The sequence below is a fragment of the Lacimicrobium alkaliphilum genome (genome assembly GCF_002591895.1).
Taxonomy (GTDB): Bacteria; Pseudomonadota; Gammaproteobacteria; order Enterobacterales; family Alteromonadaceae; genus Lacimicrobium; species Lacimicrobium alkaliphilum.
Map to the genome: position 1 here is coordinate 55,150 of NZ_NISX01000019.1, position 20,312 is coordinate 75,461.

Genomic DNA, 20,312 nt, shown 5'->3' on the forward strand with positions numbered 1-20,312 from the left:
TATGAATTGGTTCGATATCGGTGTCAACCTGACCAACAGCCGGTTTAGCAAAGACCTGGGAGAAGTACTCGGGCGTGCTCAGGCGGGTCAGGTTACAGAGATGCTGATAACCGGAACCAGTGAAAGCCAGAGTGAGGCCGCGTTGTCCCTGGCCGAACAGTACAATCAATACAGTACTGCCGGTGTGCACCCCCATGATGCCTCATCCGTAGATAAAGATTATCTGCACCGGCTGCGCGATCTGGCAGACAGCCCCAGGGTGCGCGCTATCGGCGAATGTGGCCTGGATTTTAACCGTAATTTTTCCGCCAGAGATGATCAGCTAAGAGTATTTGAGCAACAACTGGAACTGGCCGTTGAGCTGCAACTGCCGGTTTTCCTGCACGAACGGGATGCCTTTTCAGAGCAAATTACTTTACTGAAAAAGTATCGCCCCGGACTGGTCGGCGGGGTGGCCCATTGTTTTACCGGTGATCGCGAAAAGATGGAAAGCTATTTACAGCTGGACCTGTATATCGGCATCACGGGCTGGCTGTGTGACAAAAAACGTGGGCTGGATTTACGCAATGCGGTGCCTCATCTACCCCTGCAACGTCTGCTGCTTGAGACCGATGCGCCCTTTCTGACGCCAAAAACTCTGCGTCCGAAAACCTCCAGAAATGAACCGGGTTTTCTGCCCCATATTGCCGAAGCCCTGAGCGGGTTAATTCAGGTACCAGTGGAGCAGCTCGCTCTGGTGAGCACAGAAAATGCGCAGCGGCTGTTCAATATCCATACAGGTAACGTTAATGGCAGGTCTTAGCGAGAAGCGCCTGGATTCCCGCTGGCTATGGCTGATCGCACTGACCGCCATAGTGGTAAGCTGCTATATGTCTGTCAGCATGCTGCAAACCATTAATGGTACCCAGCCACAACAGAAAATCGGGCGTGGTGTAGAATATCTGCAGGACGACGGTGGCAAATTTACGCTGGAAAGTTTGCTTCAGGGAAATGATCTGAACTGGCAAACTGAGCAACATCAATTGCTGTCATACGGTATGCAGCATCAACCCATCTGGTTCCGTTTTACCCTGTCCCACATTGATTTCAGGCACAAATGGCTGTTGGAGATCGATTATGCCTTACTCGATGATCTACAAATCTGGTTTATGCAGGGCGACAATTTGCTCAGTGACTACAGCACCGGAGACAGCTTGCCTTTTCGCAGTCGCACGATCGCCAGTGAGAAGTTTCTGTTTCCTGTTCCTCAGGCAGAAAAACCGGTCACTGTGTATATACGCGCTAAAACCAGTGGCTCGCTGAAACTTCCTCTGCGGCTTTGGGATATGGAGAAGTATCTGGTTCACAGTGGCGAACATGGACTGATGCTGGGAATATTCTTCGGCTTTCTCGCCGCCATGGGCTTAAGTAATTTTTTCTTTTTTCTTACCACCCGGTCCATCAATTTTTTCTATTACTGCGGTTATGTCATGTTCCTCGGCCTGACACTACTGACGTTACACGGCATAGGCTACAAGTATTTATGGCCAGAAAATATCTGGCTGCAGGGCCGCAGTGTGGTGCTGTTTGCCAATGCCACCATGTTTTTTGCGGTAATTTTCAGTCGCGAATTGCTGTCAGTACATCGTTATAGCTTGCTCGTGGACAAGTTACTAAAGATCTCAGCTCTGGTATTTCTGGGCTTGTTTTTGCTCAGTTTGGTTCTGCCTTACTGGTTAATGATCAAAACCTTCATATTGATCCTGATCGTGGAGGTGTTATTTATTTGCGGCGTCGGCATCTGGCTCTGGCGTCGGGGCGTGGCCATCGCCCGTATCTATACCGTTGCCTGGACCACGCTACTGCTCTCGGCCATGGTCGCCAGTCTGGAAAACCTTAACCTGATCAGTATCGATATTAATTCACATTACCTGCTGATCGCCGGGGCGTCAGTGGAAACTGTGTTACTGGCTTTGGTGTTGGCCATCAGTTATAACCAGCAACGACAGCAAGCCTTTGATGCCCAACAGCAGGCGCTGGATACAGAACGAGAATTAAGAGAGTCGGAACAACAGGCCCAGGAAGAGCTGGAATATAAGGTTCAGGAACGCACTCTGGAGCTTGAAATCACGCTACGTGAGTTATCTGAAAAGAACCAGGAGCTGGAAGAGCGTAACACTCTGGATTCCATGACCGGCATTCGCAACCGGCGCTATTTTGACCGGCGCTATCAGGCTGAAATTCGCCGCAGCCGCAGAGAACAGACCACTCTGACTATCGCGATGATTGATATCGATCATTTCAAGCAAACCAATGATAGTCTGGGCCATCTGGTGGGTGATGAATGCATCAGGGCCGTGGCCAGAATCATAAAGTCTCTTCTCAAGCGTCCCGCCGATGATGTATGTCGCTATGGGGGTGAAGAATTCGCATTGCTGCTCCCAAATACTGACCAGCATGGTGCAGAAGTGCTGCTGGAGCAAATTCGTCAACAGATTGAGAACACGCCGATTAAAACGGAGAGCGCTGAGATCAGGCTCACTGTCAGCATAGGCTTTGTAAGCGCCATGGCCGGTAATAGTCCGGATGACAATACCCTTTTATCGCAGGCCGATCAGGCCTTGTATCAGGCCAAACAGAGTGGTCGCAACAAAACCTGTCAATTTCATCAGCCCCAGGAGTAAATTTTGCCTACTTACCCTCACACCAGATTGCGTCGTTTGCGTAAAAATTCCTTTATCCGGGATCTGGTCGCAGAATCCAGACTAACCTGTGCAGACCTGATCTGCCCGATGTTTGTACTCGAAGGAAAAAACCGCCGTGAAACAGTAGATTCCATGCCGGGTATCGAGCGCCTGTCGATCGACTTACTTATCCGCGAAGCGGAAGAACTCCTCAAACTTGGTATTCCGGCGATTGCCCTGTTTCCGGTGACACCTGCAGATCTTAAAACCGATTGTGGCAGCGAAGCGTTTAATCCCGATGGCCTGGCACAAAAAGCCATTCGCGCACTGAAAGAGTTCGTGCCACAGATAGGTGTAATCGCCGATGTGGCCTTAGATCCTTTTACTTCTCATGGACAGGACGGTGTGCTGGATAACAATGGCTATGTCAGTAATGACAGCACTTGTGATGTACTGATTAAGCAAGCGTTATCCCATGCACAAGCGGGTGCCGATGTCGTGGCGCCATCGGATATGATGGATGGCCGCATTGGCCTGATCCGTTCAGCACTGGAGGAACAGGGACATCATAACACCTGCATCATGGCCTACTCGGCCAAGTATGCCTCCGCCTATTATGGCCCTTTTCGTGACGCTGTCGGCTCAGCAGGCAATATTCAGGGCGGCAACAAAAAGAGTTATCAGATGAATCCTGCCAATAGCGACGAAGCCCTCCGTGAGATAGCACTGGATATCGAAGAAGGGGCCGATATGGTGATGGTCAAACCGGGTATGCCTTACCTGGATATTGTGCAGCGCTGTAAACAAGAGTTCCGCGTGCCCACTTTTGCCTATCAGGTCAGTGGTGAATACGCTATGCACAAAGCGGCGTTTGCCAATGGCTGGTTGTCGGAGGACGAGATCATTCTGGAGTCGTTGCTGGCATTTAAACGGGCTGGAGCCGACGGTATTTTAACTTACTTTGCCAAACAGGCCGCCCAGTTTTTGAATCGTTGAAAAAAGTGGGGTCAGAGTAAACTTTTCTCAAAAAAGTGGGGTCAGAGTAAACTTTTCTCACATTCCATAGCCAACAGAGCAATATCTGTGTGGAAAAGTTTACTCTGACCCCACTTTTTACCCCTCACTTTATTTCCAGCGTACAGCCCACTCTGTGCTGCAGCCAACGTTCATTTGCCAGTTCAGCGTCGAGCAGAGGATGAGCTTTTAGCCACCCATCAGGGAAGACAAGGGTAATGGCTTCATCATCTGTTTTCAGCTCAATGGCGGGCAACAGATTATTTTTCCGGCGAATAGATAACACAAACGCAATACGCAGCAAGCGACAGAGCATTTTCAGCACAATCGCCACGTCCTGTTGATACAGACTAAAAGGCTGCAGATTGAGATCCTGGCGATGACAGAGAATCAGATCCCTTATTGAATCCTGCTGTAACTTGGTATAGCCGGGCATGGCCACATGACTGAGGATATAACTGCCATGCTGGTGACTTAACTTGTAATCTATATGCAAGCCAATTTCATGCAGTCTTGCAGCAGCAAGCAGAACACCTTCTGCGTCCATCTGACAAAACAGCTCAGTTTGTGGCAACTGTCGGTACAAGGCCAATGCGGTTTCAGCAACCCGATGTGCCTGCTCTTCTTCAATATGAAAACGGCAGATCAGAGAATCCAGTGTCTGCAAGCGGATATCATGATGATGGATATTCTCCAGCATACCGTAGATTAAGCCTTCACGCAGTGCGCCCCCGGAGATCTGCATCTGTTCGATGCCAACCTCTTCAAATAGGACCAGAAGAATGGCCAGGCCACTGGGAAATACAGACCGTCGGGCCTCACTCAGGCCTTCTATATCCAGCTTATCCAGACTGCCATGCTCAACACACTGGTGCATTAAATCCTGCAAATAGGTCAGTCGGATATTATCGTTGATCCCTTGTGCCACCATGATTTCGGTGACTGCCTGAGGGGTACCCGACGCACCCAGACACTGACGCCACTGGTAGGTTTTATACTCCGGAGCAATTTGCCTGACCAGCGCTCTTGCTGCAGCCATGGCGCTATCGAAATTACACTGAGTTAACTGCCCCTGCTGGAAATAACGTTCCATAAAAGTAACACAGCCCATATCCAGACTGGCCAGCTTAAGAGGCGTAAAATCCTTACCAACAACCACTTCGGTGCTGGCACCACCAATATCGATAACCAGCGAATTTCCCTGATTAGCAGAGGTATAGGCTACGCCGAGATAAATTTGTCTGGCTTCTTCTTCACCACTGATCACATCAATTTTGTGGCCAAGAATACCCTCAGCCTGAGAGAGAAAAGTACCGGCATTGCCTGCCAGTCGCAGCGTTGCGGTAGCGACAATACGAATATTGGCAGGGGGGATATCCTGCAGCCTTTCAGCGAAGGTCTCAAGACACTTCCACCCCCGCTCCATACTGAGTTCATCCAGCTGTAGATCCTGGTTAAGGCCTGCGGCGAGACGCACTTTTTGTTTCACCTTACCGACAATATGCACGCAGCCATGGGTAACCCGGACGATCACCAGATGGAAGCTATTGGAACCAAGGTCCACTGCGGCATAGTACTGCTCTGGAAGCGGACTACTGGTGAGTTTTTCGGTACTCATCGATTGCGCTGACTTCTGCCTCTTGGCTTACCCTTGCTCAGATTCTTGCCACTTTGCATACGCTTCTTGTATTGCTTTTTGGGCGGCGTAACATCGTCTAACAAGGCATCATGAAAATAGTCTGTGACCTGAATGGAGTGACGGATATATTCCTCAATCGCAGGCAGATTGAGTGCATACTTCTCGCAGGCAAAACTAATCGCGTGGCCACTCTTGCCGGCGCGACCTGTTCGCCCTATGCGATGCACGTAGTCTTCAGCATCATCGGGCAGGTCATAGTTAAATACGTGAGTCACTTTCTCAATATGCAGCCCCCGGGCGGCAACATCAGTTGCAACCAGCACATCGAGTTTGCCTTCGCTGAACTGGTTCATGATTTGCAGCCGTTTTTTCTGCGGCACGTCACCACTCAGTAACCCGACCCGATGACCATCGGCCTGCAACCAGTCAAAAAGGTTTTCGCAACAATGCTTGGTATTGGCAAAAACAATGGCTTTTTCCGGCCATTCTTCTTCGAGTAATGTCAGCAACAACAGCATTTTATCTTCGTTGGAAGGATAAAAAAGCTCTTCGCGGACCCGACTTGCTGTCATCTGTTGTGGCTCAATTTCCACATGCACCGGGTTATTCATATGTTCATAAGCCAGTTCCTGCACACGCATCGACAAGGTGGCAGAAAAAAGCATGCTGAGCCTCTGGTCAGCCTCTGGCATACGCCTTAGCAAATAACGGATATCTTTGATAAAGCCCAGATCGAACATACGATCCGCCTCATCCAGTACACAGACCTGAATATGCTCGAGGGTGAAGATATGCTGCTTGTAATAATCGATGATGCGCCCGGTGGTGCCTATAATGATATCGACACCTTTTTCCAGAGCCTCACGCTGGCTTTGATAGCCTTCACCGCCATATATAAGCCCCAGTTTAATACCAGTGTGCTGACTCAGCAGTTCGGCATCATTATATATCTGCACCGCCAGTTCCCGGGTGGGTGCCATGATAATGGCTCTGGGTTGCTTGGTCTGTTGCTGAGGATTATTCAGCAAATGATGGAAGGTCGCCGCCAAAAATGCGATAGTCTTGCCGGTGCCGGTTTGAGCCTGTCCGGCAACGTCTTTGCGTTCAAGCATGGGCGGCAGACTCAGCGCCTGAATAGGGGTACAATGTTGAAAGTTAGCGGCAGACAATGCCTTAATCACATCCTCATGAAGAGGAAGCTCGGAAAAACGGGTTTCAGTTAAATGAGTTGTTTGCATAGCTTATAGCTTATCAGTGCTTGCATTAAAAAACAGTTTCTATATAAATAGCCACTACCGACTGCCCGGCCCTTATTTCGTCGAGGCAGGCAAAGTTTGGAGAAAAAAATGAGCGACAAAATTATCCAGTTATCTGACGACAGTTTTGAGGCCGATGTTATCAATGCCAAAGATCCTGTGCTGGTTGACTTCTGGGCAGAATGGTGTGGCCCGTGCAAAATGATCGCGCCAATTCTGGAAGAAGTAGCCAAAGAATTCGATGGCAAATTAACAGTTGGCAAGCTGAATGTCGACCAAAATACTGAAACCCCGCCTAAATATGGTATCCGTGGCATCCCCACGCTATTACTTTTTAAAAATGGCAGTGTAGCAGCAACTAAGGTCGGCGCTTTGTCAAAAACTCAGTTAGCTGAGTTTCTTAACGACAATATCTGATGATATCCGGCCCGTACTGCGGGCCTTATTTTTTGCAAAAATAAAGAATCTACTCAAGAAATCAGACAATTAACGGATAATCAGTAGACGTTGTTGATTTTTGGTGCTAATTTAATCTTCGCTGTCTTCAAAGATAGCACCCGAACCGAACACAGTCCTCGCGTCAATCAGGCGCAATCAGACGTTTAAAACCCGTTACCCTAATTAAAAACCGTGCATAACAAGCATTTTTCAATCATTAAGACCCACCGATATGAATCTGACGGAACTAAAAAGTAAACCCGTAAGCGAGCTTGTTGAGCTGGCAGACAAAATGGGCCTCGACAACATGGCCCGGGCCCGCAAACAAGATATTATTTTCGCTATTCTCAAAGCGCACGCCAAAAGCGGCGAAGATATCTTTGGTGATGGTGCACTGGAAATACTGCAGGACGGATTTGGTTTTCTGCGTTCAGCAGACTCCTCGTATCTGGCCGGCCCTGATGATATTTACGTGTCACCCAGCCAGATAAGGCGTTTCAATCTGCGCACCGGCGACACCATCTCAGGCAAAATTCGCCCGCCCAAAGACAGCGAACGCTATTTTGCCCTGCTGAAGATTAACGAAGTTAACTTCGACCGCCCTGAAAACTCCCGTAATAAAATCCTCTTCGAAAACCTGACTCCTCTGCATGCCACAGAAAGACTGCGCATGGAACGGGGTAATGGCAGTACCGAGGACATTACTGCAAGAGTGCTGGACCTGGCCTCGCCAATAGGCCGCGGGCAGCGTGGTCTGATAGTGGCTCCGCCCAAAGCAGGTAAAACACTATTGCTGCAGAATATCGCTCAGAGCATCGCTGCCAATCATCCGGAATGTGTGTTGATGGTACTGCTGATAGACGAGCGTCCTGAAGAAGTCACTGAAATGCAACGCCTTGTGCAGGGTGAAGTGGTTGCATCGACCTTTGATGAACCGGCCAGTCGCCACGTTCAGGTTGCAGAAATGGTGATCGAGAAAGCCAAGCGCCTGGTTGAACACAAAAAAGACGTGGTGATCCTGCTCGATTCTATCACCCGCCTGGCCCGTGCCTATAATACGGTGATTCCCTCGTCCGGGAAGGTGCTCACCGGCGGTGTAGACGCTAATGCGCTGCATAAACCAAAGCGCTTCTTTGGTGCGGCCCGGAATGTTGAAGAAGGCGGCAGTCTTACCATTATTGCCACCGCCCTGATCGATACCGGCTCGAAAATGGATGAAGTTATTTATGAAGAGTTTAAAGGTACCGGCAACATGGAAATGCATCTGAACCGGAAAATAGCTGAAAAACGGGTATTCCCGGCCATCGACTTTAACCGTTCAGGCACCCGCCGTGAAGAATTGCTGACTTCTCAGGATGAACTGCAGAAGATGTGGATCCTGCGCAAGATCGTGCATGAGATGTCAGAAATTGATGCCATGGAGTTTTTAATCGACAAACTCTCTATGACCAAAACCAATAATGAGTTCTTCGATGCGATGCGACGGCAAAAAAGCTGATACCAGCGATTACAATTGACAAAGGCGCCTGATGGTGCCTTTTTTGTCTTTGTTATCAATGGCTCAGCACGGTTAAGCAGCGAAGCGGAATCCCGCCAGTAATAGCCCTTTCCGGGAAAAGCAGAAATTAACCACTGAGGCACAGAGGTCACAGAGAAGTAAAGGGGATTAAACCGTTAATACCTCTGCGTTCTCTGTGTCTCTGTGGTGAAAAATTCCTTTTCCGGGTTATTTGAATATCAAAGGTGTTCTTTATATAACGTCTGAATCAGGCGGTCTTCCAGCTCAAAGCGCTCTTCCATCGCCTGGCCCAGGCTGGATAAATGCTGATCAAAGTTCTGCATATCCTGATCCTTATCGATTTGTGCATAATGATCGTTAAAGCTCAGTGCCTGATCCGTGGTATCGGAAATACGCGGGTACACTTCTTCTGCCAGTGCCTTACCCATACCATTTCCCTCTGTGTTCTGGACAATACGATCGTAGAACTCGAAATGGCCGGCTGAGACATAATCCACCAGCAATTCACAGAATGTTTCAATAGCTTCGTTTGCAGGCAACGCCGTATGATCCCGTTCAAAAGGGGGCAACCCGGCCAACTCGCAATATTGCACCAGTAATTTTCTGCGCCCTTCAAGCCAGGTATCTATGGCGTGATGAGCCCCGCCCCACTGGTCTTCTGCCTGCTCTACCTTGGTCAACATTTCTGTATACTCCTTTCCTGAGTCTCATTTCGACATCAAGATCATTGAATAAGGCCAGTATACCAAACTGGAATCTAATACCAACGCTTATAGCAATCCAACTGAATTGATCCTGATCACTGGTATACTCTGCCTATTGAAAATACAGGATTATCTCTATGCCCATCACAAAAGCCCCCGACAAGCCTGCCTACTGGCTGATTCTGTCCCGTAACAAACTGGTCAGAATAGAGAGTCAGAGTACCTTGTTTTTTGCACGGCATACAGAACTCCAATTCGCTTCAGAATACATCGACAGCGCCGTCAGGATTGGTGAATACCGGCAAACAGAGTGTTTTATGTTAGACATGGAGCAGCAGGAGCCGGATCACCATAACGCTGAACTGATTGGTTTACGTGATGCCCTGATCAGTGAAAACGACGATGCTTTTAATATTATCGCCCGCGCGTGGCAGGTAGCGGTATTTCTGCGTACACATCGGTATTGTGGTCAGTGTGGCAGTCAGATGCAAAGAGTCGACTGGGAGTTGGCAACCCATTGTCACCGTTGTCAGCACCGCTGTTACCCGCGCATCTCCCCATGTATTATCGTAGCGATAAAAAAACAGGAGCAGATTCTTCTCGCCAGGGGCCGCCATCATAAACAGGGGATGTATTCGACATTGGCTGGCTTTGTTGAAAGCGGTGAATCCCTGGAGCAGGCGGTACATCGTGAAGTCATGGAAGAAGTGGGGATTAAAATAAAAAATCTGCGCTACTTTGACAGCCAGCCCTGGCCATTTCCCCATTCTCTAATGATGGGATTTCTGGCAGAGCATGACAGCGGCGAAATTAATGTCGATGGTGAGGAAATACTTGAGGCGGATTGGTATACAGCGGACAGTCTGCCTGTAACTCCACCGGAATTTTCCATCGCCGGGCGATTAATCAAGGCGGCCCTGCAATAAGCCCAATAAAAAAGCCTTACCCGCAAAGGTAAGGCTTAAATATTTTAGCGTGGAGGTCCCGTTTGCCGAGCTTCTTGTTAGTTGATTCCACTAGCGCAAGGGTTTTATAGCAGACCTTTTAACACTTATGCAACTTTTACAGAAAAAAATACGGTGAATGACATACTGTTCATTCTTGTATCTCCTCAATTTCTTTTCCCGCACAGACTAGTCTGTAGCTGTGTCCGTACTTCACTGGTGATAGAATATCGGCAATTCCGTTGACTGAATAAACTAAGAGTATCCTAATGTCTGGATTAGAGAATGATCGTTATCTTAAAGCCCTGATGAAGCAACCGGTAGACAAAACACCGGTATGGATGATGCGACAAGCCGGGAGATATCTACCTGAATACAAAGCCACCCGTACGCAGGCGGGTGATTTCATGTCATTGTGCAAAAATCCTGAACTGGCCTGTGAAGTAACAATGCAGCCTCTGCGGCGTTTTGATCTGGATGCGGCGATTTTGTTTTCTGATATTCTCACTATTCCTGACGCTATGGGGCTGGGTCTGTATTTTGAAACCGGTGAGGGCCCTAAATTTGAGCGTCCGTTACGCAGCCTTTCCGAGGTTCAAAGACTGGGGATTCCTGATCCGGAACAGGAACTGGGCTACGTGATGGACGCCGTGCGCACCATACGTAAAACGCTGGCGGGTAAAGTACCATTAATCGGTTTTTCCGGCAGCCCCTGGACATTGGCCACTTATATGGTTGAAGGCGGAACAACCAAAAGTTTCAGTCAAATTAAGAAACTCGCATTCGCAGAACCCAACACTTTGCATCTGCTACTGGATAAGCTGGCCGATGCAGTGATCCTCTATCTGAACGCACAAATTGCCGCCGGCGCGCAATCGGTAATGATCTTCGATACCTGGGGTGGCGTTCTGTCACCCCGGGACTACAAAGACTTCTCTTTGCAGTACATGCACAAGATTGTCGACGGCCTGGTGAGGGAACATGAAGGGCGCAAAGTACCAGTCACGCTGTTCACAAAAAATGGTGGTATGTGGCTCGAAGCTATTGCGGCCACTGGCTGTGATGGTGTCGGCCTGGACTGGACCATTGACATTAGTGAAGCCAGAAGCCGCATCGGCGATCAGGTTGCCCTCCAGGGCAATATGGACCCTTCCATGCTCTACGCCAGCCCGGCACGTATTGAAGAAGAAGTGCAATTAATCCTGCAGGGTTACGGTAAAGGTACCGGACATGTGTTTAATCTTGGCCACGGTATTCATCCCGATGTGCCACCAGATAACGCCAAAGCGTTTATCGACGCGGTACACAAATACAGCCAACCATATCATCAGGAGTAATACCGGGAAGGCTCAGTGAAAATATGTGCGGCGCTGATGGTCACGACACTCAGGCATCTCTTGGCAGACCTTTTTCGATAACACGAATCAGTCGCTGAGTTTGTCGTTCATTCGCCGCCCGTTGCTTCTGCCGTTGTTGCCCAAGAGCCCACTGAATATGCTCTTGCACCAGTTCGCTGCTTTTATCATACGCCGTTGCCAGGGCATGGGTAATCTCTGCCGCATAGGGGGCATTGCCCAGCGCTACTGCAATATTACGCTGCCAGCGCTGAAAACCAATACGGCGGATTGGAGATCCTTCGGTGTTGCGTAAGAAAGTCTCTTCATCCCAGCTAAACAGTTCCAGCAAGGCCTTACCCTGCAACTGTTGGCGCGGATGAAAATCCGCCTCATCAGTAAGGTGCGCATAGCGATTCCAGGGGCATACCAGCTGGCAGTCGTCGCAACCATAGATGCGGTTACCCATAAGTGGACGAAGTGACTCCGGAATTGCTCCTTTGAGCTCAATGGTCAGATAAGAAATACAACGGCGGGCATCCACAACGTAAGGTTCAACGATGGCCTGGGTCGGACAAATGGTGATACAGGCATTACAACTGCCACAGCCCTCTTCTACCGGCTGGTCCACCGGCAGTGGCAGATTAATAAACAGCTCGCCGAGGAAAAACCAGGAGCCGGCTTCACGGTTCAGGGTCAGTGAATGTTTGCCGGTCCAGCCGAGTCCGGCCTTCTCTGCCACCGCATGTTCCAATACCGGCGCGGAATCCACAAAAGGTCTGAAGGCCAGATCACTGACATGCTGTTCGATTTTTTGTCCGAGTTTTTTCAGACGCTGTCGCATTAGTTTGTGGTAATCACGGCCCAGAGCGTAGCGGCTGATATAACCTGACAGTTTATTTTTCAGGTTCCGGGCAAAGCCGGCATCGGGAGGCAGATAATCCATGCGTACACTGATTACACGAACCGTACCGGGCTGCAATTCGGCTGGCCTTGCCCGTTTCATTCCATGGGCGGCCATATACTCCATATCGCCATGCATCCCCTTATCCAGCCATCGTTGCAATGCTGTTTCATGACGGCTGAGATCCACATCACAGATGCCTACCTGCTGAAAACCTAGCGCTTTCCCCCAGCTCTTGATATTTTCTGTTAACTGTTGCAGATATTGCGGGGATAGCTCAGCCATTGAAAACCTATAACGCCTTGATTGAACCTGCGAGTTTATCACACAAAATCTATGCCGCAGATGAGGTGCGCCAACACGAACCCCAGGCGGCAAAGCAAGCCCACCTGAACATGTATGAACTGATGGAGCGGGCCGGCCATGCCGCATTCAGACAATTGCTGGCATCGTTTCCGACATGCCGCCGGGTGCTCGTGCTCTGTGGCCATGGAAATAACGGAGGGGACGGGTTTGTTTTCGCACGGCTGGCAAACGAAGCGGGCATGGAAGTCTGCCTGGTTGCCACAGGCGACAGTCAGAAATACTCTGCGGACACCCGCCAGGCACAACAAAAATGGCAAAGCAGTGGAGGAAAGACGCATAGCTGGCCCCTTTCACTGGCAAACCATGATGTGATCGTGGATGCCCTGCTCGGTACCGGAATTAAAGGGCAAGTGAGAGCCCCATACCGGGATATCATCGCGGCACTGAATCAGCAGACTATTCCCGTACTAAGTGTCGATTTGCCTTCCGGGTTACATGCCGATACAGGTGTGCCTTGCGGCATAGCAGTGAATGCCACCATCACCATTACTTTTGTGGGGATTAAGCAGGGTCTGGTCACCGGAGCGGGTAAACAACATTGTGGCAAACTGAGTTTCAATGCATTAGGCATTACACAATCCTTTAGTCAGCTGGCCACACCGACTGCCCTGCTTGCCTCTGCGGATCGCCTGCCCGCTCTGCCACCAAGACCGCTAAACACCCACAAAGGAAGCTTTGGCCGACTACTGTGTATCGGTGGCAATCAGGGCATGCATGGCGCTATTCGCCTCAGTGCAGAGGCCGCGCTTCGCAGCGGTGCAGGCCTGGTAAAAGTGCTCTGTCATCCTGAAAGTCACGCGCTGGTGGCCGAGGGCTTGCCTGAACTTATGCTGGCCGCAGCCAGTGACGATATAGAACCGTTACTTAACTGGGCGAGTTGCATAGTGATCGGCCCGGGACTGGGTCAGGATAACTGGGCCAGAACGTTGTTTGATGCACTACTGAAATATCAGATGCGGGCCGAAAAACCCATGTTAATCGATGCCGATGGTTTAAACCTGCTCGCACCCCCTGGACCGTCTACTCTGCCCAAAAACTGCATACTCACGCCCCACCCCGGGGAAGCCGGGCGTCTGTTAGAGCAATCCACAGCAGATATACAATCGGATCGCTATCAGGCAATCACCAGTCTGACCGAACACTATCAAAGCGTCGTTATACTGAAGGGGGCCGGCAGCCTGGTTTCCTCCACACAGCAGGTTTTTGTGCTCGAAGAGGGCAATCCCGGCATGGCCAGCGGAGGCATGGGCGACCTCCTCAGTGGCATCGTTGGAGGCCTGATGGCACAAGGCATGGATACGGCCAACAGCGCCCTGACCGGGGCCTGCATTCATGCCAGGGCCGGCGATTTATGCGCAGAAAAACAAGGGCAACGTGGTATGATCGCCAGTGATCTTATTCCCTTTATCAGAGAGCTGGTGAACCGCTGAATGAAAAAAGTTGTCCATATTGCTGATGAACGTGGCACACATGCGCTGGCAGAAAAGCTGGCTGAGAACTGTTCGATGGCCACCGTTATTTACCTCAACGGAGAACTGGGTGCAGGAAAAACCAGTTTTTGCCGGGCATTTATTCATGCTCTGGGTTATCAGGGCCGGGTGAAAAGTCCCACTTACACATTAGTAGAACCCTATGAAACTGAGCGCTGGCGAATCTTCCATTTTGACCTTTACCGCCTCAGCGACCCAGAAGAACTGGAGTTTATCGGCATCAGGGATTATTTTCAGTCTGATTGCCTGTGTCTGATAGAATGGCCGGAAAAAGGCGCAGGTCTCTTGGCACCGGCCGATTTGCAGATTAGTATAGATTTCAGTGACAATGGTCGAACTATTAGCCTGCATGGCCTGTCTGAACCGGGAATAGCCTTGCTTCAACAATTATAACGAGAACATGGCACTATACAGATCGACAATATGGCTTTGCCTGCTCATTTTATTGATTGCGGCTCCGGTAGCGGCGCAGAATAAGATGGAGAGTGTCAGGATATGGCCTTCTCCTACCAATACCAGGGTGGTTTTCGATTTAGCCGAAGCCCCTCAATACAGCTATTTTACCCTGCGTAACCCCACCCGCCTGGTGGTGGATTTAGCCGATACCAGCCAGAATCTCGATTTAAGTAAAATAAAAAACGACAGCGACCTGATTAGCCGGCTGCGCTATAGCAGCCCCAAAGATAAACACTCAGTACGGGTGGTGTTAGAGCTAAATGCGTCAGCCGACACCCAGATATTTTCGTTGCCACCAACGCCTCCCTATGGCGACAGACTGGTCATCGATCTGGGTAGCAGTAACGAAACCCCGCCACAGATAGTCAAACAGCAGGCTCAGGGTGCCAATCGCGACATTATTGTAGCAGTAGACGCAGGCCATGGCGGTGAGGATCCCGGTTCTATTGGCAGAGCAGGCAGCTATGAAAAAAATGTGGTACTGAGCATTGCCAAGAAACTGGCCAAACGTATTGATGATACCCCGGGTATGAAATCCGTACTGATTCGCACCGGTGATTATTATGTCGACCTTAACAAACGCACCGAACTGGCCAGGCGCAGTAAGGCCGACCTGCTGGTGTCGATTCATGCCGATGCATACACCACTCCCCAGCCCAGCGGAGCCTCAGTCTGGGTATTGTCCATGAGGCGGGCCAACTCTGAGCTGGGTCGCTGGCTGGAAAACACCGAGAAGCATTCACAATTGCTCGGCGGTGCTGCCGAAGTGATTCAGGATACATCCAGCGAACGTTATCTGACTCAGGCACTGCTTGATATGTCCATGGATCACTCGCTGTCTACCAGCTATGAACTCAGTCGCGAAATTCTCAAAGAGATGGGCCAGATCACCAAGTTACATAAGAAAGTGCCTCAGGCAGCCAGTCTCGCTGTGCTCACTTCACCGGATATTCCGTCGATACTGGTTGAAACCGGATTTATCTCCAATCCAAGAGAAGAAAAGAACCTGAACTGGGCGACTTTTCGTCAGAACATGGCTGACGCTGTATTTGGCGGTATCCGGCAGCATTTTAAAAACAGACCACCGGATGGCACCCTATGGGCCAAGTTAAAACGTGAGAATCGCACCCATAAGGTCAGCCGCGGGGAATCTTTGTCGCTGCTGGCACAGCGTTACAACGTACCGGTGAGCCAGATTAAGGCCGCTAACAACCTGGACACCGATATAGTGCGTATTGGCCAGGTTCTGACTATCCCCAACTAGAAGTTATTCATATTTTGCCGATCCAGATACTCCCAGCCAGACTGGCTAACCAGATTGCCGCCGGAGAAGTGGTAGAACGCCCCGCATCGGTGATCAAAGAGTTAATTGAGAACAGTCTGGATGCCGGCGCCACCCGCATCGATATCGAAGTGGATAAAGGGGGGCATAAACGCATACTGGTCAGAGATAATGGGAGCGGAATACCTGAGCAAGAATTGCAGCTGGCCCTGAGTCGTCATGCTACCAGCAAGATCACCAGCCTCGACGACCTCGAACAGATCATCAGCCTGGGATTCCGGGGGGAAGCACTTGCCAGTATCAGCGCTGTGGCCAGGCTGACACTCAGTTCAAAACCTTCTTCGCAACAACAGGGCTGGCAAGCCAAAGCGGAAGGTCGTGATATGACCGTGTCACTGGCACCGGTTGCGCACCCTGATGGCACCAGTATCGAAGTGCTGGATTTGTTTTTTAACACACCGGCCAGACGTAAATTCCTGCGCACTGAAAAAACAGAGTTCGCTCATATTGATGAAATCGTCCGGCGCGTCGCCCTGAGTCGTTTCGATGTCGCCTTTAGTCTCAAACACAATGGCAAGATATTGCGTCAGTATCCACAGGCAATGAATGAGCAGGCCAGAGAAAAACGTGTCGGTTTAATCTGTGGTCGCAAACTGATGGACGACGCGCTGAAAGTACAGAGTGAGTTTCAGCAACTCCAGCTTCATGGCTGGTTATGCACAACGCCTCAGCCACAGAATGATGTTCAGTATTTCTACGTGAACGGGCGCATGATGCGCGACAAACTGATTAACCATGCTATCCGTCAGGCGTTTGAGGGCTGGCTACCGGCAGATTTCCATCCGGCATTCGTGCTTTACCTGCAACTGGATGCCAAAGAAGTGGATGTGAACGTTCACCCCGCCAAACATGAAGTCCGTTTTCATCAATCGAGAATGGTACATGATTTTATCTTCCGGGCTGTGCGGGATATGCTGGAGAAGATCAGCGGCACAGAGGGCAATGAGATCACCCAAAGCCATACCCTTGAGCCGGCAGAGCCTGCCCATGATTACATTCGCCCATTGCAGCCTAAAGTATCGGAAACGGCCACATCCTACAGCGGACGCTCATCAGGTTCTGCAAGCCATTCAATAGCAGGCGCGAGCAGAGCGTATCAGCAGTTGATGAATGCCAATAAACCTTCTTCAACTGCTGATGTCGACTGGCTAATGCTCCGGCAACGCTATCTTTTGCTGGAATGGCGCCAACAATGCTGGATTCTGCCCTTGTATAAACTCCAGCATCACAGATTGTTATCCCAAATCAATCAGGGCGTACGTCAGCCTTTGTTGATGCCGGTGTCAATCAGTGCTGATAAAACCATGCAACAACATTTTCAGCGTCTGGCTGAGCCGCTGGAAAAGCTGGGACTTGAGTTGCAACTGGTGCGGGGAAAGCTGCTGCTGAAACAGGTACCTGCCGGCCTGCGCAATCTCAACTGGTCAGCGATTTTGCCTGAATTGCTATACAGCGAGCACAACCATCTCGAATCTGTACTGGCTAATGCGGCAAGCCCTGAAGGGGCCACCTATGACAAAGCTCAGGCTCAGTCACTCTGGCACTGGTTTGTCACAACCGCAGACTGGCAGGATGTCATTAGCCGGCTCGCCCGGCCGCTCCCGGATAACTGGCTGGATGACTATGCAAACTGAACAACCGCCGGCAATATTCCTGATGGGGCCTACGGCCAGTGGTAAAACCGATCTGGCGATCCGTCTGACCCAGGCCTTACCCTGCGAGATCATTAGTGTCGATTCAGCAATGATTTATACCGGAATGGATATCGGTACCGCTAAACCCACTGCTGAAGAGCTGGCGCTGGCACCGCACCGGCTTATTGACATACTGGATCCGGCTCAGGCCTATTCAGCAGCAGACTTTCGCCAGGATGCACTGCGAGAAATGCAGGAAATTACCAGCCGGGGCAAAATTCCGCTGCTGGTGGGTGGCACCATGATGTACTTCAAAGTGTTATTGGAAGGTATATCCCCCCTGCCACCGGCAAATAAAACCATCAGGGCAGAAATTGAAGCCGAAGCCTTAAAACATGGCTGGGCCGCCATGCATCAACAACTTTCCCTAATTGATAAGACTGCGGCAAAGCGCATTCACCCAAATGATCCTCAACGTCTTACCAGGGCTCTGGAAGTACAGCGGATTACCGGTAAAAGCCTGACGGAATTAAGCCAGCACACCAGCCCCCCCTTGCCGTTCCGGGTAACCCAGTTTGCCATTGCTCCCAAGGACAGACAGGTATTGCATGATCGCATTGCCGAGCGATTTGAACTGATGTTACAGCAAGGATTTGAGCAGGAAGTCAGAAAATTGTTTCAAAGAACTGATCTACATGAAGATTTACCTGCTATAAGATGTGTAGGTTATCGCCAGATGTGGGACCACCTTCAAAAAAGGTATGACCACCAGGAGATGACTTTCCGGGCTATAGTGGCTACCAGGCAACTGGCAAAACGACAGCTTACCTGGTTGCGAAGCTGGCAATCGCTAATCTGGTTGGATACATTTGCCGATAACAACCTTGAACAGCTTGTATCCCGGTTACCCGACTAGCAGCAGGCGCTATACAGTGAGGGTAAAAACTGTATAATCGGGAAATTGGCTAATGGCTCTGGTTACACCGGTTACAGAGCATTGATAATAAAAAGAAAAGGATAAGAAAAATGGCAAAGGGCCAATCACTACAAGATCCGTTTTTGAATGTACTGCGAAAAGAACGTGTTCCCGTATCGATTTATCTGGTTAATGGTATAAAACTGCAGGGACAGGTAGAGTCTTTCGATCAGTTTGTTATTTTGCTGAAAAACACTGTCAGTCAGATGGTGTACAAGCATGCCATTTCCACTGTTGTACCATCTCGTCCTATTCCTATGGTTGCCAATCCACAGGCAAACCAAGATAATGACGAGGATTGATTGTTCAACCAGGAGGTAATGCTTGTTTGACCGTTACGAGGCAGGTGAACAGGCTGTACTTGTACATATAGATTTTCCCGATGAAAACAGCAAAGAGGATCTGCACGAACTGCAGTTACTGGTCTCTTCTGCCGGTGTCAACGCCATAGATCTGGTTACAGGGTCCCGCGCTACCCCCAGCGCAAGATATTTCGTCGGCAGCGGTAAAGCCGAAGAGATTGCTCAGGCTGTTAAAGTCAATAATGCTGATATCATTATTTTTAACCATTCTCTGTCTCCTTCCCAGGAGCGCAACCTCGAATCTGTCTGTAAATGCCGGGTGCTCGATCGTACCGGCCTGATTCTGGACATCTTTGCTCAGCGTGCCCGTACTCACGAAGGTAAATTACAGGTAGAGCTGGCCCAGTTAAGGCATATTTCGACCCGCTTGATCCGCGGCTGGACACACCTTGAAAGACAAAAAGGTGGCATTGGTCTGCGTGGTCCGGGTGAAACCCAGCTGGAAACTGACCGGCGTTTATTACGCGCCCGGATCACCCATATTCTGCAACGTCTGAAAAAAGTTCAGAAGCAGCGCGAACAGAGCCGCCGGGCCAGAAGCCGGGCGGAAATGCCGACACTATCGCTGGTGGGCTATACCAACGCCGGTAAATCAACGCTGTTTAATACCATCACCTCGGCTGGTGTTTATGCCGCGGATCAGCTCTTTGCTACGCTTGACCCCACACTGCGTAAAATTCAGCTACAGGATGTTGGGCCGGCTATCCTCGCCGATACGGTTGGTTTTATCCGTCATCTTCCCCACGATCTGGTGGCAGCGTTTAAAGCCACCCTGCAGGAAACACAGCAAGCGGAATTATTACTGCATGTGGTGGACTACGCCGACGAACAGCGCCTGGATAATATCGATCAGGTCAATATCGTACTGGATGAAATTGACGCCGGAGACGTGCCTCAGTTAATGATTTGCAACAAAATCGACCAGCTGGATAACATTCAGCCTCATATCGACAGAGATGAGCATGGCCGTCCAATCAGGGTTTGGGTGTCTGCTCAGAAGAATCAGGGAATTGATCTTCTGTTTGAGGCCATCAGCGAATCTATTGACCGGAGTATGGTACAGTACAGCTTGCGTATTCCTCCCAAAGAGGGAAAACTGCGCGGGGCACTTTATCGTATGCAATGTATCTCTGGCGAATCTTATGCCGAAGATGGCGACTGGCTGGTAGATGTGCGCATGCCGGCAAAAGACTGGCATCAGTTGGAAAAACATCTGGCCAGCGATCTGACAACCTATGTAATCGATAAACATTAGTCGCGTGTAACAAACG

The 20,312-nt window shown here is 50.0% G+C and carries 18 protein-coding genes; 14 read left to right on the forward strand and 4 right to left on the reverse strand.

Annotated elements, in window-relative coordinates; genetic code table 11:
- The first annotated feature begins 1 nt into the window (after position 1).
- The 3 genes from CDA54_RS16140 to hemB are packed head-to-tail and all read left to right on the forward strand — an operon-like array spanning position 2 to position 3,659.
- Complete coding sequence (locus tag CDA54_RS16140; RefSeq protein ID WP_099036074.1) at positions 2-802, forward strand: TatD family hydrolase; 801 nt, start codon at positions 2-4, stop codon at positions 800-802.
- Positions 789-2,663, forward strand: coding sequence for a sensor domain-containing diguanylate cyclase (locus CDA54_RS16145; RefSeq protein ID WP_180237254.1), 1,875 nt, complete (start codon positions 789-791; stop codon positions 2,661-2,663). Before CDA54_RS16140 ends, CDA54_RS16145 begins: the two co-directional genes overlap by 14 nt.
- Positions 2,664-3,659, forward strand: a complete 996-nt coding sequence (gene hemB / locus CDA54_RS16150) for a porphobilinogen synthase (protein ID WP_099036076.1) — start codon at positions 2,664-2,666, stop codon at positions 3,657-3,659. It abuts the gene before it with no gap.
- A gap of 124 nt (positions 3,660-3,783) precedes the next feature.
- Here the strand turns inward: hemB and CDA54_RS16155 are convergent, their stop codons facing one another.
- A complete protein-coding gene (locus CDA54_RS16155) occupies positions 3,784-5,295 on the reverse strand; it encodes a Ppx/GppA phosphatase family protein (RefSeq protein WP_099036077.1) in 1,512 nt (503 codons plus the stop codon).
- A complete protein-coding gene (rhlB, locus tag CDA54_RS16160; RefSeq protein WP_099036078.1) occupies positions 5,292-6,554 on the reverse strand; it encodes an ATP-dependent RNA helicase RhlB in 1,263 nt (420 codons plus the stop codon). Before rhlB ends, CDA54_RS16155 begins: the two co-directional genes overlap by 4 nt.
- 108 nt (positions 6,555-6,662) lie before the next feature.
- Here rhlB and trxA point away from each other — a divergent pair, with 108 nt between their 5' ends.
- Positions 6,663-6,989 (forward strand): thioredoxin TrxA, encoded by a 327-nt coding sequence (trxA, locus tag CDA54_RS16165; protein WP_099036079.1) that lies wholly within the window; start codon positions 6,663-6,665, stop codon positions 6,987-6,989.
- 253 nt (positions 6,990-7,242) lie between these two features.
- Positions 7,243-8,508, forward strand: coding sequence for a transcription termination factor Rho (gene rho, locus CDA54_RS16170; protein ID WP_099036080.1), 1,266 nt, complete (start codon positions 7,243-7,245; stop codon positions 8,506-8,508).
- Between the two features lie 239 nt (positions 8,509-8,747).
- Here rho and rsd read toward each other — a convergent pair whose 3' ends face one another.
- The gene (rsd, locus tag CDA54_RS16175; RefSeq protein WP_099036081.1) at positions 8,748-9,212 is read right to left on the reverse strand and encodes a sigma D regulator; all 465 of its coding nucleotides are present in this window, start codon (positions 9,210-9,212) and stop codon (positions 8,748-8,750) included.
- Between the two features lie 149 nt (positions 9,213-9,361).
- Between rsd and nudC the strand changes: the two genes are divergently transcribed.
- Together nudC and hemE are read left to right on the forward strand one after the other, a co-directional pair.
- On the forward strand, positions 9,362-10,159 hold the full coding sequence (gene nudC, locus CDA54_RS16180) for an NAD(+) diphosphatase (protein WP_373286110.1): 798 nt from the start codon (positions 9,362-9,364) through the stop codon (positions 10,157-10,159).
- Between the two features lie 287 nt (positions 10,160-10,446).
- On the forward strand, positions 10,447-11,514 hold the full coding sequence (gene hemE / locus CDA54_RS16185) for a uroporphyrinogen decarboxylase (protein ID WP_099036083.1): 1,068 nt from the start codon (positions 10,447-10,449) through the stop codon (positions 11,512-11,514).
- Between the two features lie 49 nt (positions 11,515-11,563).
- On the opposite strand, the gene queG is transcribed toward hemE, so the two are convergent.
- A complete protein-coding gene (gene queG / locus CDA54_RS16190; RefSeq protein ID WP_099036084.1) occupies positions 11,564-12,700 on the reverse strand; it encodes a tRNA epoxyqueuosine(34) reductase QueG in 1,137 nt (378 codons plus the stop codon).
- Between queG and CDA54_RS16195 the strand changes: the two genes are divergently transcribed.
- The 7 genes from CDA54_RS16195 to hflX all read left to right on the forward strand — a co-directional run bounded on the left by CDA54_RS16195 (position 12,700) and on the right by hflX (position 20,296).
- Positions 12,700-14,211, forward strand: coding sequence for an NAD(P)H-hydrate dehydratase (locus CDA54_RS16195; protein ID WP_229748194.1), 1,512 nt, complete (start codon positions 12,700-12,702; stop codon positions 14,209-14,211). The genes queG and CDA54_RS16195 overlap by 1 nt on opposite strands.
- Entirely contained in the window at positions 14,212-14,664 is a 453-nt protein-coding gene (gene tsaE, locus CDA54_RS16200; RefSeq protein ID WP_099036085.1) for a tRNA (adenosine(37)-N6)-threonylcarbamoyltransferase complex ATPase subunit type 1 TsaE, read from the forward strand.
- A gap of 7 nt (positions 14,665-14,671) precedes the next feature.
- Positions 14,672-15,991, forward strand: a complete 1,320-nt coding sequence (locus tag CDA54_RS16205; protein ID WP_099036086.1) for an N-acetylmuramoyl-L-alanine amidase — start codon at positions 14,672-14,674, stop codon at positions 15,989-15,991.
- Between the two features lie 11 nt (positions 15,992-16,002).
- Positions 16,003-17,703 carry a DNA mismatch repair endonuclease MutL gene (mutL, locus tag CDA54_RS16210; protein ID WP_099036087.1) on the forward strand — a complete coding sequence of 567 codons (1,701 nt, stop codon included), beginning with the start codon at positions 16,003-16,005 and terminating at the stop codon, positions 17,701-17,703.
- Complete coding sequence (miaA, locus tag CDA54_RS16215; protein ID WP_218962422.1) at positions 17,687-18,619, forward strand: tRNA (adenosine(37)-N6)-dimethylallyltransferase MiaA; 933 nt, start codon at positions 17,687-17,689, stop codon at positions 18,617-18,619. The genes mutL and miaA overlap by 17 nt, the downstream gene beginning before the upstream one ends.
- 110 nt (positions 18,620-18,729) lie before the next feature.
- Positions 18,730-18,981 carry an RNA chaperone Hfq gene (hfq, locus tag CDA54_RS16220; protein ID WP_062483401.1) on the forward strand — a complete coding sequence of 84 codons (252 nt, stop codon included), beginning with the start codon at positions 18,730-18,732 and terminating at the stop codon, positions 18,979-18,981.
- A 22-nt stretch (positions 18,982-19,003) separates the two neighbouring features.
- A complete protein-coding gene (gene hflX / locus CDA54_RS16225) occupies positions 19,004-20,296 on the forward strand; it encodes a ribosome rescue GTPase HflX (protein ID WP_099036089.1) in 1,293 nt (430 codons plus the stop codon).
- The last annotated feature ends 16 nt before the right edge of the window (positions 20,297-20,312 follow it).

Coding starts and splice junctions, on each gene's coding strand:
- queG (WP_099036084.1), bottom strand. CDS start 12,700: ATGGCTGAGCTATCCCCGCAATATCTGCAACAGTTAACAGAAAATATC.
- CDA54_RS16145 (WP_180237254.1), top strand. CDS start 789: ATGGCAGGTCTTAGCGAGAAGCGCCTGGATTCCCGCTGGCTATGGCTG.
- CDA54_RS16140 (WP_099036074.1), top strand. CDS start 2: ATGAATTGGTTCGATATCGGTGTCAACCTGACCAACAGCCGGTTTAGC.
- rho (WP_099036080.1), top strand. CDS start 7,243: ATGAATCTGACGGAACTAAAAAGTAAACCCGTAAGCGAGCTTGTTGAG.
- CDA54_RS16205 (WP_099036086.1), top strand. CDS start 14,672: ATGGCACTATACAGATCGACAATATGGCTTTGCCTGCTCATTTTATTG.
- hemE (WP_099036083.1), top strand. CDS start 10,447: ATGTCTGGATTAGAGAATGATCGTTATCTTAAAGCCCTGATGAAGCAA.
- rsd (WP_099036081.1), bottom strand. CDS start 9,212: ATGTTGACCAAGGTAGAGCAGGCAGAAGACCAGTGGGGCGGGGCTCAT.
- tsaE (WP_099036085.1), top strand. CDS start 14,212: ATGAAAAAAGTTGTCCATATTGCTGATGAACGTGGCACACATGCGCTG.
- rhlB (WP_099036078.1), bottom strand. CDS start 6,554: ATGCAAACAACTCATTTAACTGAAACCCGTTTTTCCGAGCTTCCTCTT.
- trxA (WP_099036079.1), top strand. CDS start 6,663: ATGAGCGACAAAATTATCCAGTTATCTGACGACAGTTTTGAGGCCGAT.
- hfq (WP_062483401.1), top strand. CDS start 18,730: ATGGCAAAGGGCCAATCACTACAAGATCCGTTTTTGAATGTACTGCGA.
- CDA54_RS16155 (WP_099036077.1), bottom strand. CDS start 5,295: ATGAGTACCGAAAAACTCACCAGTAGTCCGCTTCCAGAGCAGTACTAT.
- miaA (WP_218962422.1), top strand. CDS start 17,687: ATGACTATGCAAACTGAACAACCGCCGGCAATATTCCTGATGGGGCCT.